The 16,665-nt window shown below is 53.2% G+C and carries 8 protein-coding genes; 3 read left to right on the forward strand and 5 right to left on the reverse strand.

The genetic code is table 11. From position 1 onward, the window contains the following. Nucleotides 1–33: 33 nt before the first annotated feature. From C5S61_RS06750 to C5S61_RS06760, 3 genes are all read right to left on the reverse strand, one after another. Complete coding sequence (locus C5S61_RS06750) at nt 34–6,825, reverse strand: RHS repeat-associated core domain-containing protein (RefSeq protein WP_110514293.1); 6,792 nt, start codon at nt 6,823–6,825, stop codon at nt 34–36. A gap of 262 nt (nt 6,826–7,087) precedes the next feature. Next, nucleotides 7,088–7,735 carry a metallophosphoesterase family protein gene (locus C5S61_RS06755; protein ID WP_110514294.1) on the reverse strand — a complete coding sequence of 216 codons (648 nt, stop codon included), beginning with the start codon at nt 7,733–7,735 and terminating at the stop codon, nt 7,088–7,090. Next, nucleotides 7,735–8,682 carry an alpha/beta hydrolase gene (locus C5S61_RS06760; RefSeq protein WP_110514295.1) on the reverse strand — a complete coding sequence of 316 codons (948 nt, stop codon included), beginning with the start codon at nt 8,680–8,682 and terminating at the stop codon, nt 7,735–7,737. Before C5S61_RS06760 ends, C5S61_RS06755 begins: the two co-directional genes overlap by 1 nt. 180 nt (nt 8,683–8,862) lie before the next feature. Here C5S61_RS06760 and C5S61_RS06765 point away from each other — a divergent pair, with 180 nt between their 5' ends. Beyond that, a complete protein-coding gene (locus C5S61_RS06765; RefSeq protein ID WP_110514296.1) occupies nt 8,863–9,444 on the forward strand; it encodes a hypothetical protein in 582 nt (193 codons plus the stop codon). A gap of 15 nt (nt 9,445–9,459) precedes the next feature. Continuing rightward, nucleotides 9,460–10,041 (forward strand): hypothetical protein, encoded by a 582-nt coding sequence (locus C5S61_RS06770; protein ID WP_110514297.1) that lies wholly within the window; start codon nt 9,460–9,462, stop codon nt 10,039–10,041. 220 nt (nt 10,042–10,261) lie between these two features. On the opposite strand, the gene C5S61_RS06775 is transcribed toward C5S61_RS06770, so the two are convergent. Then, nucleotides 10,262–12,778, reverse strand: a complete 2,517-nt coding sequence (locus C5S61_RS06775) for a clostripain-related cysteine peptidase (protein WP_164689261.1) — start codon at nt 12,776–12,778, stop codon at nt 10,262–10,264. Between the two features lie 2 nt (nt 12,779–12,780). Between C5S61_RS06775 and C5S61_RS26785 the strand changes: the two genes are divergently transcribed. Continuing rightward, nucleotides 12,781–12,957 carry a hypothetical protein gene (locus C5S61_RS26785; protein ID WP_164689262.1) on the forward strand — a complete coding sequence of 59 codons (177 nt, stop codon included), beginning with the start codon at nt 12,781–12,783 and terminating at the stop codon, nt 12,955–12,957. 18 nt (nt 12,958–12,975) lie between these two features. On the opposite strand, the gene C5S61_RS06780 is transcribed toward C5S61_RS26785, so the two are convergent. Next, nucleotides 12,976–16,368 carry a carboxypeptidase-like regulatory domain-containing protein gene (locus C5S61_RS06780; RefSeq protein ID WP_110514299.1) on the reverse strand — a complete coding sequence of 1,131 codons (3,393 nt, stop codon included), beginning with the start codon at nt 16,366–16,368 and terminating at the stop codon, nt 12,976–12,978. Nucleotides 16,369–16,665: the final 297 nt, after the last annotated feature.

The raw sequence follows: 16,665 nt of genomic DNA on the forward strand, positions 1-16,665 counted from the left end.
AATAGATTAAATAACGCTCCGTTATTTAGTCTACTAGCGGAGATTGTTTCGTAGCCAGGTACGAACATCCGCAAGACTACGCAATTCTTCATCATAAAGTTTGTCTGCAAAGATATACGACTTCAGCGAAAGCCTAAGATCTTGCATGCTTCTGCCTCCGGTAGCAGGAGTAAGACCAGCAAAATTAAAAGGAATGTTGGGAATAACATCGCTGATTCCATTCAAATAACAATCACGCTCACTATAGGATCCTGCCCTATCCGCCTCGATTGCCCTATCGAAGAGGTCCATTTGATGTGAGTTAACTTCGGCTATGCACTGGTCCCACTTACTTGCTTGACCAAGAATTTCGTGCCCAATCATACATTCTTTAGCAATGCCATCAGGCAGGAGTAAGGTAGCATGTACTCCTGACATAAAGTGATTTATTTGGTTGCTACCAGTAAAACCTCCATAGTGGCTATCGCGAAATTCGGCGGCTAATCCTGTATCATTGAATTTTACACGATCAAATTTTGCATGAAATTCCGAACTACGGTCGTTAGAAATATACCATAAGACAAAATCAGTACGTTCCTCTGCTACAGTAATACGTGGTTGGTAATCACGGATATGTTGAGGAACTTTTGAACCTCCTGGTAAATCCTCTAAAGTATAGAGATAAATCAATGCTCCAAGTGTATCGGTTATAAGTAGTGCATTAAATGCTGCATCTTTATCAAGTTTATCGGATTTTTCCTGACAATACTTGTTGTACGCCAAAGATTCAAATGCTCTTGCAATTGTGCAGTAGAATAAGCCACTTGGATCAACTTTGTTGATCGGATCATTGTGAACATAGGTATAAGAATGAAGCGACTGTGGCTCTAACAGCTTTCCAGCAAACGGATCAACGCTCAAGAAGGAGCCATTCGCTGGGTTGTACCAGCGGGCGCGCAGGAAGACTAAGCCGGTTTGGGCATCGGAGAACTCGCCGGTATAGCGAATTGATGAGATCGGCGCGCCTACGGCTTGACCCCAGGCATCGCTATCTTGTTTGCCGCGCGCGCCATTGGCACTGTTGATCGTCATGCGCATGGTGCGTTGGGCATCGCTGACCATGAAGTTCTTGCCATTAACGACCGGTGTGCCATTCTTGACTTGGTCGCTGTGCAAGACAATGCCGCCTAAGCCCGTGACATAAGTCGTGTCGTACTGGTCGCTACCCACAAAGGTGCTGATCCGTAAGAGGTTGCTGTACGATGTGCCGACGCGATCGGTCACAAAGGCATTGGTCAGGGTTCCGTTGGTGCTTTTGCTGACCAAACTTTCATCGTGGTAGCGGTAGCTATAGCTATTCGCTCCAATCGTGACCGTGGTTGGGCGGTTGAAGCCATCGTAGGTATAGCTTTGGGTGCCATTGTTCAGCACATTGCCAGATGCATCGTAGCTCCAGCCCGTGCGGCGGTCGTTGTTTTGATAGTCGAGATTCGTGCTGCCCACGCGCACGCGGTTGCCAGCACGGTCGTAGCCATAGCCGGTCGTGGTGCTGCCGGCGGTTTCACTCGCCAAGCGCCCCAGATTGTCGTAGCCATAGCTATGGTTTTCGGTTACTGTCGTCCCGCTGCCATTTAGCTGAACTTCGCTGAAGGTAACGCGACGACTGGCGCGGTCATAGGTATAGCCAAATTGGGTTAGTTGGGCGGTGGGGGTTGTGCCACTGCCGGTTGCCCCATTGACCGTGATACTGCTCACCCGACCAAGGGTGTCGTACAGGGTGGTTTCGACGGCGCGGCTGGTGCCCGCTTCCGAGCGGGTCAGGGTTTCAGCCCAGCCGGTCGTGCTGTTATAGCCGTATTGGGCAATCGTGAAGCCACCACGGCCAACCGTTTGCAGGCGGCCTGCGCTGTCATAGCCGTAGCTATTGCCCCCAATCAGGGTGACCCGACCAGCGGCATCATAGGTATAGCCCAAGGTCCAAGTGGCATTGGGATCGTCAGCCAACGATTGTTGGATGCCACTGACCCGATTGAGGGCATCGTAGTTATAGGTCAAGACCCCGGTTTTGCCCGTTGCGGTGTTTTGGGCCGAGGCATCAAAGGCGGTGGCCATGCGGCCAGCACTATCATAGGTCCAGCTTTGGCTAGCACCAGCGGCCCCAGTTTTGCTGATCGGGCGGCCCAGTTCATCGTAGCCGGTCGTGATCGCGGTGGCTCCAGTTGGTTGGACACTGGCAACCGCGCCGCGGACGGTGTACGTGGTGCTGGTGCCATTGCGCAGCGCATCTTCTTGGTTGCGCAGTTGGTCGCGGGCATCGTAGCGCAGGACGCGGCTGGTAATGCCCTTGCCATTGATCACGGCGGTTTGATTGCCGGCGCGGTCATAGCGATAGTTGGTCGTAACTTGGCAGTCGCTGGCTTCGACTTGGCTACAGGGGCCATCGGCGTTTTCGATGACCTGAATCAGGTTGTCGCGCAGGTCATAGCGATAATGGGTGATGATCCCCACCGTGTCGCTGCTGGCAACCGTGCGGCCCGCCACATCATAGTTGGTGCGGCTGATCAAATCGCGGGTGGTGCCATCAGCACCGGTGATCAGCCCATCCTGATAGTTGCTCACGCTTTGGATCGTGCGCCCAAGGCCGTCGATCATGCTGACGCTGATTTGACCATCGGGGGTTTTGCTCCAGCGCGGGCCAGTGCGGGTGATCAAGCCACTCGGGGCCGTCGTGCTGGTGACACCTGTATCGAGGTTACGAGTGGTGGTCGTGGCCTTGCCGGTTGGGTCGGTGGTAGTAACCGTAATCCCTGCGGCATCGGCATAGCTGGTCAGGGTTGTGACATTGATAGTTGACGTCGGTGCTACCCCAGGCTGCTCGTTTTGGATGACGCTGGTCACACGGCCCAGCCCATCATAGAATGTGCGGGTTCGGGTATTGCTGGTCTCAATGACATCAAATGCCCGGCCAAGCGCATCATAGGTGACTTGCGCACTAAGCACATTGCGGTCGCTGGTTTGCGTACTACAGAAACTACTGACTTTTACGCCACTCGCATTGCGACAGTTCTCGACCGATTTGGTCACGCGACCAAGCGTATCATAGATTGGTACGGTGAATTGGCCTGTCACATCATAGGTTGCGACGACCCTGCCATTGGGCGCATAAATCGTGCCGGTGGTTTGATTCAGTTCCGCAAGCGCGCCGGGATTGGCGGTTACAGAGTTGTTCGTCGTTTGCGTGGCCCGACCAAGATTATCGAACGTGGTCAGGGTCATGCGGTCGGTGATGACATCGCTGATCTGCCATGGCAGCGTCGGATTGGGGGCAAAGGTTGCTTGCACGCCATTAACATAGTTGTCAATCGTGCGATCGGCGCGGCCTGCGCTGTCATAGCGGGTCACCTGGACGATATCGGTATCGCTCAGGCTCGCCCAACTGCTGTTGGCGCTGTCGATGGTCAACGGATTGCCATTTTCGTAGTTGAGCGTGGTGGTGACCGGACGACTCAGCGCATCATACTCGAAGCGGGTCCAGCGCCGCAGAGCATCACGGGTCCAGGTGACATTGCCCGCCCCATCGTAGTAGGTATAGGTTTGGACATTGACATCGGTATATTGCGGGCTGAACTGACCGCCATTGATATCGGCGCGATAGTTCAAGGTAGTCGTCACTGGACGACTGAGCGCATCATACTCGGTGCGGGTCACACGGGTCGTGCTGCTACTCCAGAGCAAGGTGCTGGGATTGAAGGTACCGGTCAGAATACCAGTTTGGGTCACGAGCGTCGTGCGACCCAGCCAGTCGTAGCCAAAGAGGGTGGCCACATTGCCGCTGGGATAGCTGGGGCTGAAGGCTGGTGGATTGCCGGTGAGGGTTGGGATGGTTGGTACACCACTGCCAGTGAGCGCGTTATCAACGATCCAGCGGACGCGGCCAGCACTATCATAGCTGGTGACATCGCGGTAGCGGCCATCGGGGCCTTTAGTCCAGATTACACGCCCATAGCTATCATAGCCATACTCGGTCACCACATTTTGGGTGGCTGTGCTAGGAGTTCCGCCATTTTTATAATTCTGGGTGACTTTCCAGACTTGGTTGTCGGCGCGATAGTCGCTATGGGTGGTGGTGGCTAAGCTAGTGTCATACCCAATGGTGACATCAGTCAGCCGGCCAAGAACATCGTAGCTATAGGCCGTTTTTTGGACCGTATTGGTGCCATAGCCGACTTCGACAAGGCTGACTTGGCCCAACGCTGTGTAGCTATATTTGGTCACGACCCCATCGGGACTCGTGACGGTTTCGGGCAGCTTGCTGCCCGCAAGATAGGTCATGGTTGTCGCTGACATATTGCCAAGTTGGACACTTATCGGTTGGTTCGCAGCATTATATTGGGTTGTGGTGACGATATTACCCGGTGCGGTTACTGTTTCTGGCTGATTGTTGCTGCCATAGCTAATGGTGGTGGCGATCCCACTCAGACTATGCTGGTTGCTGCTACCAATTGATCCAGCTTCGATCCGCGTTGTTAAGCCAACTGCATTGGCGGTGCTGCGCACCGTTGTGCCATTGGGGTTCGCCTGCGCTGCTGCTGCAAACTGGATATCATTCGTTTGGTAGCCACTGAAGGTGTTATTGTGTTCAACCCAGCGCAACGTCCGATCACTACGATAATGGGCAATTTGGGTATCCAAAATCACGCCATTGCGCCGAATCGTGATCGTGGTTTGCGGTTCGCCAGTTGGCGTGGTGGCGTAGGCATACTGCCATGTGCGGCCATCGCGTTCGACTTGCTGGGTCACCTTGCCTGCCGTGTAGGTCATCACCAAATCGCGGCGGCTGGCGGTGGTGTCGTAGCTGGTCAAGCCTTTGGCAATGCCAATGATTTGATGCAGGCTATTGGTTTCGTAGCGGGTGATTGTGCCTTGGGGGCTGGTCACCCAGGTTAGATGGCCTGCCGTATCATAGCCATAGGTCGTGACCTGATTCAGATCGTCAGTGACGGTCTGGAGCCGTAGCCCAACGCCGCTGACCGTCGTATAGCTGAAATCGAGCGTGCGTCCGCTGAAATCATCCGTGACCGCGAGCGGATAATCTTTGGTGCTGCCACTCATGCTGAGGCTGATGGTTTGCGTCCGGCCAGCACTATCCGCTAATTTGACGAGGCGGCCAGCACTATCAAACTCGCGCCAGCTTTGATCGGGGAAGGTGATGCGATAGCCACCACTGACCGCGCTTAAGCTTGCGCGAATCCCAGGAGCCGCAGAATACACTCCCCCATAATCGCGGAAGCGATAGCGGTTACCTTCAGCGGATTCATAGATAATCGTGTTTGGCTCAGCGCCAACGCTTGCACTCGGCAAGGTCAGGGTTTCGCCGTAGTTAAAGCGCCAGCCAAAGCCAAGCGGGCTTTGGGGAACGGTTGCCGGATCGGCTAAACCTGAGACATACGTCCGTTGCATGCTCAACGGAGTGCTCGCGGTGGCAATCGTGGCATCGATGGCCGATTCAATCAATACCCCAGAGAGCGTGTTGACCGGATCGCCAATTACCAATTGATATCCACCAGCGGCGGTTTTGCTACATTTACAATTATAGCTTTGGTCATTATGTGTATTAGACCAGATCAGTTCTTGGCCGTTCAAATACAGTTTGAAACTATCAATCCCCACAAAGGCAGGGGACCTTGCACCGGTTTCAATGTGAATGGCAAAGGTTCCCGTTTTGTTGGCCACATCTGCAACCGGAATGGTCAGCAAATCACCTTGATGCCACAACGACGATGGCGTGGTATTGGGTCGTCCAGGTACCATCGCTAAGGTTACCGGCTGCGCACCGGGAGGACTATCAGGCAAAAACTCAATCCGAATTTCGCCCCGTGGGAGGACTGGGGCGACTGGTTGCCGCGAATCTTCCGCCCAGCGCAGGGTTCCCTGCAAGGTATCGCCAGATTGAAGGGGTGGCATGCGCATCCGCCCACCGCGATAGGTTATTCCATTACCAGGGCCAATACCCGTACGGGTACCGGAGGGAATATCAACGAGGAAAAACGGGCCGTCGCTCGTTGATGAATCATTGACCACCCCAATCCGTTCGGTCCAGGTCGTTGATGACCACGAATCAGTCTCAGACTCAGACTCATAGCGAGTCCAACCAGGGGCGTCATCATAAAACCGAAAGTTGCTGAAGCGACACCAGCCAGCAGTACTAAAAAACGAATTACAGGCGATGCGCATTTCAATCGGCTGATCAGCGGGCAGTCGGTTGACACCCGTAAACGTCACATGAAACGTGGTCGTGGGTGTGGGGTCGGTACTGATGGGATCGAATTGTTCCGCAATAGTGCTTGCGGGCATCCAGGTAGAGCTGCCCACGGGTTTCACAAAGACGACGGCGCGAGCGGCATCAAAATAGGGGCCAATGGTTGAGGCTTTAAAGGCGAGATCGACTTTAAAACTATCGTGGGCATAGGCCGGAATAATGATCGGCAAGGCTGTACTGGTCTCGAGTTGTGGGTCTTGTTGGGAGGTAACTTCATACAGTGTGTTATGGGTGAAGACCTCGTGTTGGATGCCACCCGAAAACGTGCCATCGAACTGGGCTTGATGGGTCTCCTCAATCGCGCGATTGACGATCTCGGCATACTCCTCAGGCGTAAGAATAGAGGTGGCCGCAGCCGGGCGATGGCCGGGCGGGGGTTCGTCGAGCACTGTTGGCACCGCTGGAATGGCGCGGGCCGTTGGGGTAAGGGTGGTCGGTGCGGCAGCGGCTGCGTGCGGCAGCAGACTGGTGAGCACCGAGGTCAACAGCAGCATGGCCAGCATGCGTGACGGACGAGATGAAGGCATAAAAAAGCCCTTTCACTCAAAACAATCCAAGACTGATGAGCACAAAGGGATATGTCAATCCTACGCACATCGGTACGCAGCAAAACCTTGCTCCACTTCGCTCTCTCAATCTAACGCTATTCTAACAAACTCGTTGCAACTTGTCGAATGGGATAGAGTATCCCCTTTCGGTGTGAATTAATCACAAATTAATTACCGTATTTGAAATAATGGCTCAATTGATGATTGATTCAGGGTAGGATTTTGGGCAGGCTACTTATGTTTAATGATCAAGTTCGACCACGGGGCAAATTCTGGTTTGTTGCGTTTTGAGATCGTAGAGGGTCATGCTATCGCTGTGCGTGTCGTAGATGGCGCAGCTGTGGCTATCGCGGATGGTTACGCCATAAACCGAGCCGGGATTGAGCACCGTCAGATGGCCGCAACGCACATGCATCGGGCGATGGGTATGGCCAAGCACAATGATCTGATCATGCGGATGTTCGTTGAGCAGCCGTTGCCATTTGCTGCTGCGCGCTTCGGGCAACATATCAACCACATCGCTCCATGGCGCACCATGAGCCAGCACCAAACGCTGATTTTCAACTGGCAAACGCAGGCTGGTTGGCAGCGCGGCAACATAATCTAAGGTGGCTTGGCTGACAATCCGGCCTCTGCTGGCTAAGCGTTCGCGCTGGCTACTTTGGCTCCAACGGCTATGCTCGCGCAACAAGGTAAATTCGTGGTTGCCCTTGATGCAGGGAATTGCGCGCTTGATTAATTCTTGGACAATGGCATCGGCATTAGGCCCGCGATCAACCACATCGCCAGCACACAAAATTGTATCAGTCGCGTGGCTGGCAAACCAATCCAAAGCCCGTTGAAAGCCGATACCATCGCCATGAATATCGGCTAGCAACCCTAAACGCATTAGGCAACTCCAATAAATTTAAACGCTCGGTGCAGGTATTCCAAGCTATTGCTGGGATAGGCATGGCGTAGGCCCGGGATAATTTCCAGCTCGCAGGGAATTCCGTTATCATTCAATAATGTGACCATGCGTTTGATTTGGTCGTGGGGAATTGTACGATCGTGTTCGCCGACCAAAATATAGCCACGCAGATTGCGGCCTTTGGCCTCGCGAATTTCAGGCAACCATTCCTCAGGGTCGTCGATGGTTGGGCCGCCTGGGCCAAGCAAGACAAACCCACGCGCTTCAATTGGCCCAATCAAGGCCAAGCGCAAGGCCGTTTCGCCACCCATCGAAAAGCCCGCCAAAATAATTCGTTCGGGATCAACCTGATATTCATTGGAAACATCGGTGAATTGCTGCACCAACTGCCGCAACGCCACCGCTTGATCGTTCCAAACATAGCCATCGGATGATTCTGCTTGCGCCGATTGCGGCGCGGCCAAAATCCAATCAATATCGATCAGATTGTTCCAGCCATACAGCGTGTGCATGCTATTATCGCCGTTGCCGTGCAAAGCAAAAAACAGCGGATACGGCCCTAGCTCATCTGGCCCCAAAATATACATCTTGGGATCTTTGACTGCTTCCATTTGGCGTTGAAAACAGACCGCTGCCAAGCGCTCGAACTCAGGGTCGCCTTGGAGGCTGATCCACGAGGGCGTTTGGCGAATCGTTTCTGCGCCATACCAAAAACCACGGGCAACCGCCTCGCTAAGAATCTGAATTGCATGTTCGGGCAAGCCGATGCGGGCCGCCATACACGAGCGCAGGTAGGAAATCATCGATGCATGTTCGGGAAATTTCGCTCCCTCTGCATCAAGTAAATCGAGCGTTTCGCGATATTTCTGAGCCGTGTATAGCTCCGATACCGCTTCAAAGAGGTCGTCGTATGTTTCGAAGCTCATTAGCGTGGAACTCCTTTTTGCAAAAGTTGGGTGCAGGGAGCGATGCGCGTATTGTAGCGTTAATCGGGCTGTACGAAAACATGGATTTTTGTCCTATGCTGCGGGTATGACCTTCGTTGATTAACGCCGGTTTGCAAAAGCACGGTACAATACTTGGTACGATTGTGCTGGAGGTTGATCATGTTTTCACAGCGACTCAATAGCCCACCACCGGCGCTGATCGGGGTGATTATCGCACTGGTGCTGATTTTTTTGGTTTCAACTCGTTCTTGTAACCCTGATAGCGAGCAAACGCTGCGCAGCCGCTTCGCCGAAGCCAACGCAACCCAAGTGGCCAGCCAAGATCTTGGTACGCCGATTTTGCCGTTGCCTGCGCCAGTCCAGGAATGGAGTTCGACGGCGATTGCCCGTTTGCAAGGTGGCGAGGCTGTGGTGCCAATTACGCCTGTCGTAACTAATGATAAGCTCAAAGTCGATATTCAATCGCTCCAACAAGTAGGCGATGGTTTGCAAATTAAAGGTGTCGTTACCAATATTAGTAAGCAAGAATTGCGCGTGCCATTGTCGGCATTTCGCTTTACCGACCAATCCGGCACTGTTTTTGCTGCCCAAGGCGATGCAGCGGCCAATTTGCCACCCAACGCCAATACGACGCTTGATCTGACGTTGCCGATCAAGAATCCGACTGCATTAACCATGGTTGTCGAAATTCCTGCCGAGGATATTCGGCTGGAAGTTAATTTACTCGCTCAACAACAATAAGTTTAAGGAGTTTTCATGGCCCGTCAAAAGGGACGTGGTGCGCGCGAACAGAATCGGGCTGATCGGCGCAACGAATATGCAACCTTGGTTGCTCCCCATTTCAAAGGGTTGGTTGTGCCCGAATCGCCAGCCGATCGCATTATTTTATTTGGTGATGAACTGGTTGATTTGGCGTTGCAGCTCGCGCCCAAAATTCCCGATGGTCAGTTGGTGCTGATCACCAGCGAATATGATCGTTGGCAAGCTGCCAGCGAAGCCTTGGCAAAATTTACCAATGCAACCGTCTTGCAAGAGTTGGCCGAACTACGCGATCCTGATGGCTTCCCAACCGAGCCGTGGTCGTTGGCCGTGATGTTGGTGCCGTTTCAGCTAGGCGCGAAAACCGTGCTCGATTTGATGCGCGACTTGTTTAGCTGGCTGCGCTCTGGTTCGCCAATTTACCTTGGTGGCAGCCGCATGCATGAATGGCAAGTTACCAGCGAGCGCTTTAGTGCGATGGCTGGCCCGTTGACCGTGCTCTACAACGGCGATCCCGTCAAGATTGCTAAAGGTATGGCCCGTGGTGGCAGTCTCATCAATCCGGAAATAATCCTCTAGCTTGTTATGGCTCCGTCAGCCCCCTCGCCCGCGTCCACTTTCGGGCGAGGGGGCTTCTTACAAGGGTAGGTGTTAAGATCCCCTCACCCCAACCCCTCTCCCGTGCGCGGGGCTTTAATCCCATGGTTCTTGCTCCCTGCGTCGGTAAAAACGGTTGCTCCCCCTCGCCCGCGTTCAGTGGGAGAGGGGGTTTGGGGGGTGAGGGAATGCCCAACCGTAGCTACTGCTGCACAGCGGGCATAAATACCTGATGGGTTGGCAAAAATGGATTTGGCTCCTCAAAACTTGGGCGTGGTTGTTTGCTACTTACGACTTCCAGCGTGCGCCCAGTTGGTGGGTTGGGCATGGCGGTAAATAGATAGCGACTGTTATCGCTGCTGCTAACTTGGATAATATATTCGCCAGCTAACGGCGTTGGGTTATAGCTGATCTGATCAATGCCGTTGCTGGTTGCTTGTTGGGTTGGCGCAGTCCAAATATATGGCTCCCATGCGTGTAGGTTGCTGTTGCCAACGTGGCTTTGCAGTTTAAAAGCTTGAACTTGCTGGCGTTTGAGTGTAAAGCGAAAAACGTGTTTCTGGCTTGGATTGATCGTCGCTGGCAAGGGCGCATAATTCGTCCGCACAATCGCCGGAATCAAACTTGAGCCGTTGGCCGATGTTCCCCAGACATACAACAGCACCGCGCCTGGCTCCAAGCCCGCAAGGCTCAGCTGCACAGTGGGCAAATTTAATTGATTGATCGTGGTTGTTGCACGTAAAACGGGAGTTTGCACGCGTGGATTGCCAGCGCTCGCTTGATATTGATAGGCTTGGATGAGCAAACTTGAAATTGGCTTGCCGCTGTTGGTTTGTTGTTGCACATTCAAGGTGAGGGTTGGGCTGTTCGATAATTGCAGGTTATTTTGGCTGCTGGCATTGATAATTGGGCGGCGCAGTGTGCTAGCACTAATGCTGATCGAGCGACTGAGCAGATTATTGCTCTCGTTACTTTCTTGCACATGCTGGCCGCTATCGCCAACGACCCGCACGCTATAAACTCCAGCTGTGGTTGGTTGCCAAATTTTTTGGGCAAAGATGCGTTGGCTGCCAGGGTTCAGGTTGGTTAATTGCAAGCTATCGCTAAATACCACTGTTCCGCTACTCATTACCTCGAAGCGTAAATCGCTGCGTTGCACAGCGCGGCTGACATTCAAGCCCACATTCAAACGAATTGATTCATTGAGCGCCAAACTGCTTTCGCTTGGGCCAAGTTGGCTGAGGCTGATGTCGGCGCGTGGCAAGCCTTGATCACGGGTTGCAGGCAAGCTTGGCGTACATAACGCAGTTTGCAAATCAATATCGCGCCAATATTCCTGAAACACTTCATCCCAGCCATTGCGCTGGCTGAGATCGGCCAAAAATGCCAGTGGGTTGGGATTATCGGGCTGGGTCGCATCATCGTGATACCAATGGGCATGCCAGCTTAATTCGGTCGCGCCAGTTACGGGCAAGCCTTGCAAGTCGGCGTATAAGCTTAATCCAGCCGCATCATCGTCGATGCTCAGTGCGCTTGGGCCATCAAACATCCATTGGCTTGGCGTTGGGTCAAACCACGGGTAATCGTTATCAACCACGCGATAGACCACAACCATTGGATCGCCATAGCTATTGCGAATTCGGTTGCGGGCTTGGATTGCCAAGTTGGCAATCTGCGAATTGAGATTGCTAAATGTTTGGCTCAGCGCATGGGCAAATGTCCGCAGATCAACCAAGCCATCAGGCGCATCGAGCTGCCAATCGCTTGGCTCGCAGTAGGTTAAATCATATTTTTTGCTTTGAATGTAGGCATTGTATAAGGCCGTGCGGGTTGCTGGGCGCTGGCTTGGATTGAGCAAACTCAGATAGATTGCATTTGAGAGCGTATCCCAACTAGTTTTGAAGCCAGCCAATTGATCGGCAGCGATCACGCTCAAAATCCGTGGGTGATCAGTGCTGGGTAATTGATTATGGTAGGTGTTGACGATATGCTGCGCCATTTGCAATGAGGTTGGGTTGCTGTTTAAGCCAATCAAGGCATTGCCGGGCATGGTTGGGTCGAAGAAGGCATAATTGGGCGAAGCAGTGAGATATTCGGCATATGGTGCAAGCGGATACAAGGCCTCAACCGAACCAGCGAAACACATCAGCACATCGATTACTGCAAAGCGTGGGCCAACTGGGGCGGCAATTGCCAAGGCCAAGGCCAAATCGTTAGGCGAGAGCGCGCTATAGTCGGTGCTGCTGATGGTTAAGGTATGGTCGGTTACATCGGCGTTAGCTCCGATGCGCGTGGGCAAGGGTGGCAAATTAATGCTGGCTGGACGTTCCGGCTCAGTGATCGCGGCAATCTCAATATCGGGCATCACTGGCACGCCATGGCCAATATAACTGAGGGTATAGATTTGGGCCTGATAGCTGCTTTTGGCCCAAAGCAAGAAGCCCCCTAAGGTTTTGCCATCGGTCACATCATATTCTTTAAGCGTGCTATTGATGCTGCCATCGTAATCAGGCAGGCCAATTAATGTATTGACATTGCCGTTGTGCACAACCCGCACATGGGTATCGCCCATGCCGCTCAGGTCGGTCAACACAATCGCGGTAAGGTTGGGCTGGCCGACGGTTGCATTGGTAATGCTGGTGAGCGTTTGGGCATAGTAGGGCGTTAAATTCATTGGGCTATCAAGCCGATTATCGTAGGCCAAAATATAGATGGCCACCAATGGCGCTGCTTGGGGTGCTGCATGGCTCACGATTGGCGGGAGCATGGCACTCAGAAGTAAACCGATTAGCAAGCAACACCGAAGCAGACGCGTTTTCATCGAATAATCCTCCGCAAACGCCAACGCCTGCCCAAGCCAAAATTGGCCGAGCAAGCGTTGGTAACTTCATTGTTTAAATTGGCGAGCAGTGCCAGTTATTTTTTGCGGGTCGTTGGTTCTGGATCGGGGTCTGGCTCTGTTCCACCATTGGCAACGAGGGTCACGTCAATTTGACTGACTCCAGGCTCGGCGACTGAAATTGGCTGGGCTTGGTCGGCGGTAGCTGCATTTTTGTACCAAATTGATTGGTAGCCAGCCTGCTCGACAAAGACCAAGTATTCACCGTTGGCTTCGGCGCTCACTTCGTAATTGCCTTGTTCGTCGGTTTGGGTGCTGGCAACAAACTCAGGGCTTGGATTGCCAGTCGTGCTACGGCGATACAAGTAGACATTGGCATCGGCGATTGGCAAGCCAGCTACGTCGCGCACATGGCCGCCAACCACGTGGGTCAACAAGACCTTGAGTTGATAATCCTCGGTTTCGCCATAGGCCCAGCCACCAGTTGGGCCACGGCCATCAGCAGCGGTTGCTGGCGTATTGCTAATCGTAATTCGCAGCCAAAGCGGCTTGTAGGGCATGGTTGGCTGATACGAATAGAACGTCGATGTGAACAAGCTATAGGCATTCGGGCCACTAAGATTGATCACTTGGTTTTGGACCGCCCACTCGTTGGCAGTCCGGGTTACGCCCAAGGCATCGACACAGCTATAGGTTGAACCCCATTGACCATTGACTCCCCAATCGATCCACACATTGACATAGGCCGTCATCGAGCCAGTTTGTGGCGGATTGTGGGGCAAGGTCACGGTGTAGGGCAGTCGGTTGGCGCGGCAATGGCCAAGGCTGTTGGCGGTTGGTGGGCCGCCACTAAAGGCATCGTCGGCCCGATCGTAATTGCCACGGTTGAGCGCGGTTTGAATGTTGGTCGTCGCGTCGTCATCAAGCCCAACATCGGCCTCAGTTTCGGCGGTCAGGGTCTTGCCAAGCATATAGGGCAAGCCTAAGTTTTGGTGTAATGGGCCTTTGGGCAAAGCTGCTGGCACGCGATTATAAATCGTTGGGAAGAAGCCTTGGGTTGCTGGCGAATAGGCCAGAATATTAGCGGCTGCACTGTTATTGCTATCAGGTGCATCGCCCAAATCGGGCATAAAGATATAATCCTCGGTTTCGCCAAACTCCCAGCCACTGGTTGGACCACGGCCATCAGCAGCGCCAGCTGGAGTTGGACTGACCGTCATGCGGAACCAAATACCTGCCCGTTGTGGTGGATGGTAGGGGAAGAATGTTGGCGTGGTAAAGGTATTGACTCCAGGAGCCAGCACAATCGCTTGATTTTGCACAGCCCATTCATTGGACAAGCCATTGGGGCATTGGAACGTGCCGCCCCAATTGCCGCTACGGTTCCAATCCCACCATGAATTGAAATAGACGGTAATGTTTGATGCCGTATTATTGGTGACGGTATATGTAAACCGCGTAGCACTACAGTTTTGATACGCCTGCAAGGTGCGTGGGCTAACTAATCCGTCATCGGCGCGATCTTGGTCGTTCATGTTGAGGGTTGGCGAGATGTTATGGGTATAATCGATGTCGAATCCAACATCGGCCTCTTTTTCAAAGGTTACTTTGCGCCCAAGGTGATAGCGGCGCGCATCGCGGTGGTAGGGGCCAATTGGCGCAGCACCGCTAAACACGGTGGGGAAGCGCGCAATCACACCACTGACGTAAGTCGTCATGTTGACCCCGAAGTTATTGGTTGAATCGGGAGCATCGCCCAAATCGCTGATTGCAGGCGGTGGGGTTGGCGTAATGCTCGGCGTAATGCTCGGCGTAATGGTTGGGGTTGGGGTATTGGTTGGGGTATTGGTTGGGGTATTGGTTGGCGTAACATCGGTTGTATAGCGCAACAGATAATCTTCGGTTTCGCCATATTTCCAGCCACTGCTTGGGCCACGGCCATCGTCGTTGGTTGCTGGGCTTTCGCTAATTGTAATCCGCAACCAGAGATCGCCAGGGTTCGAGGCTTGCAAGCCACTCAGGAAACTGGTTGAAACATAGTTGCCGCTCGTGACTGGAATCATTTGGTTTTGCACGGCCCATTCATTGGCCAATGCACCATTACATTGCACCGAACCGCCCCAGAAACCGCTGCGGTTCCAGTCGATCCAGACGTTGACATACAAGCGGTTGACACCTGATGGCACGCTGTTGACCGTTACGCGATAATCGAGGGTTTCGCTTTGGCAGGCAGGCAAGAAACTGTTGACAGTTGGCACGCCTAAGTAAAACGTATCGTCAGCTTTATCTTGGTTGGGGAAGTTGGTGCTTGGCTGAATGTTATTGACCCCATCAGCATCGGGGCCAGTGTCGGCCTCACGCTCGAAGGTTGCTAAATTACCAAGCACAACTTGTTTGGCATCGTAGTGGAACGGGCCTTCGGGCAAGCCAGTGCTAGGGTCGAACACGGTTGGGTAGCGTGCACCAGTCGCTGGGGCATAGGCCAACATGCTGGTAGAGAAGTGGTTGGTCGAATCCGGCGCATCGCCAAGATCGGAGATAATATCATTGGCAGGCGTTGGGGTTGGCGTAAATGTCCGGGTTGGTGGCGGCGTTGGGGTATTGGTTGCCGTCGCGGTTGCGGTTGGGGTTGGGGTAAAGGTGCGGGTTGGCACTGGAGTTGGGGTAAAGGTACGGGTTGGCACTGGGGTTGGCTGATCAGTGCCAGTCAATAAATAATCTTCGGTTTCGCCATATTTCCAGCGGTTGGCTGGACCACGACCATCGTCGTTGGTTGCTGGGCTTTCACTCAGCGAAATCCGCATCCACAATGGCTTGTTGCTGTTGGTGTTGACTGGCAAGAAGGCCGAGGTGCTAAAAATATAGGTTCCAGGCCCCGTGATCACGTTAAGATCATTTTGAACTGACCATTCGGTGGTGGGAGTATTATTACAGAAGAAGCTTGCGCTACCCCAATAGCCGCTGCGATCCCAATCGAACCACAGGTTGGTGTACAGCTTGATCGTGCCACCAGTCCAGCTTGGATCGACCGTTACTTGATAGCGGATTTGGGTTGGCTGGCAGTTGGGCAAGCTATTGATGTCCAACGGGCTAAGGAAGGCGTTGTCGTAGCGATCTTGGTTGGGCGTGTTGGCGCTGGGGTTGATGTTATTCGGGCCATCAGCATCAAAGCCCGTATCGGCTTCTGCTTCTGGGCTTACACCAGGGCCAAGGTGAATCAGCTTGGCAAAGATGTGCGAAGGGCCATTGGGCACGGTCGAGAAGACGGTTGGATACTTGGCGGGCACACCGCTGTAGGCATCCATCAGCAAGCCAAAATTGTTGTTCGACGATGGCGCATCGCCAAGATCGAGGCTTTCCGCATCGGCCTGGGCCTGCGGCGCGGCTTTGGCAGAACTGCCAATTGCTAATGCTAAAATGAACATGACCATAAATGCGATCATGCCAAAACGACGTAGAACCAACGACATACAATCCTCCTTACACGGGGGTGGAACGAAACCATGGCGGGGACGTAGTGGAAGTTGGTTTCAGTATCGCAGTCGCAGACAGCGAACTCAATCAAATTAGCTCTAGTGTTTTTAGCTATTTTTAAGCGCTTGAATGCGTCTCATGACCTGATTAGGCTTATAAGGATTAACACGATGGAAATTTTAGCTTGGTTGGGATTTATTGGCGGTTTGTTGTGGTGCATGCTCTCACCCCCCGACCCCCTCCTTACAAGGGTAGGTTTTGAGCGATTGGTCGGCTGTGGAGCGTTCCCTCAC

The sequence above is a fragment of the Herpetosiphon llansteffanensis genome, from assembly GCF_003205875.1.
Taxonomy (GTDB): Bacteria; Chloroflexota; Chloroflexia; order Chloroflexales; family Herpetosiphonaceae; genus Herpetosiphon; species Herpetosiphon llansteffanensis.

What these genes read in the sequence shown, in the direction of transcription:
- C5S61_RS06750 (WP_110514293.1), bottom strand. Translation starts at nt 6,825, where the DNA reads ATGCCTTCATCTCGTCCGTCACGCATGCTGGCCATGCTGCTGTTGACC.
- C5S61_RS06755 (WP_110514294.1), bottom strand. Translation starts at nt 7,735, where the DNA reads ATGCGTTTAGGGTTGCTAGCCGATATTCATGGCGATGGTATCGGCTTT.
- C5S61_RS06760 (WP_110514295.1), bottom strand. Translation starts at nt 8,682, where the DNA reads ATGAGCTTCGAAACATACGACGACCTCTTTGAAGCGGTATCGGAGCTA.
- C5S61_RS06765 (WP_110514296.1), top strand. Translation starts at nt 8,863, where the DNA reads ATGTTTTCACAGCGACTCAATAGCCCACCACCGGCGCTGATCGGGGTG.
- C5S61_RS06770 (WP_110514297.1), top strand. Translation starts at nt 9,460, where the DNA reads ATGGCCCGTCAAAAGGGACGTGGTGCGCGCGAACAGAATCGGGCTGAT.
- C5S61_RS26785 (WP_164689262.1), top strand. Translation starts at nt 12,781, where the DNA reads ATGGCGCTGCTTGGGGTGCTGCATGGCTCACGATTGGCGGGAGCATGG.
- C5S61_RS06780 (WP_110514299.1), bottom strand. Translation starts at nt 16,368, where the DNA reads ATGTCGTTGGTTCTACGTCGTTTTGGCATGATCGCATTTATGGTCATG.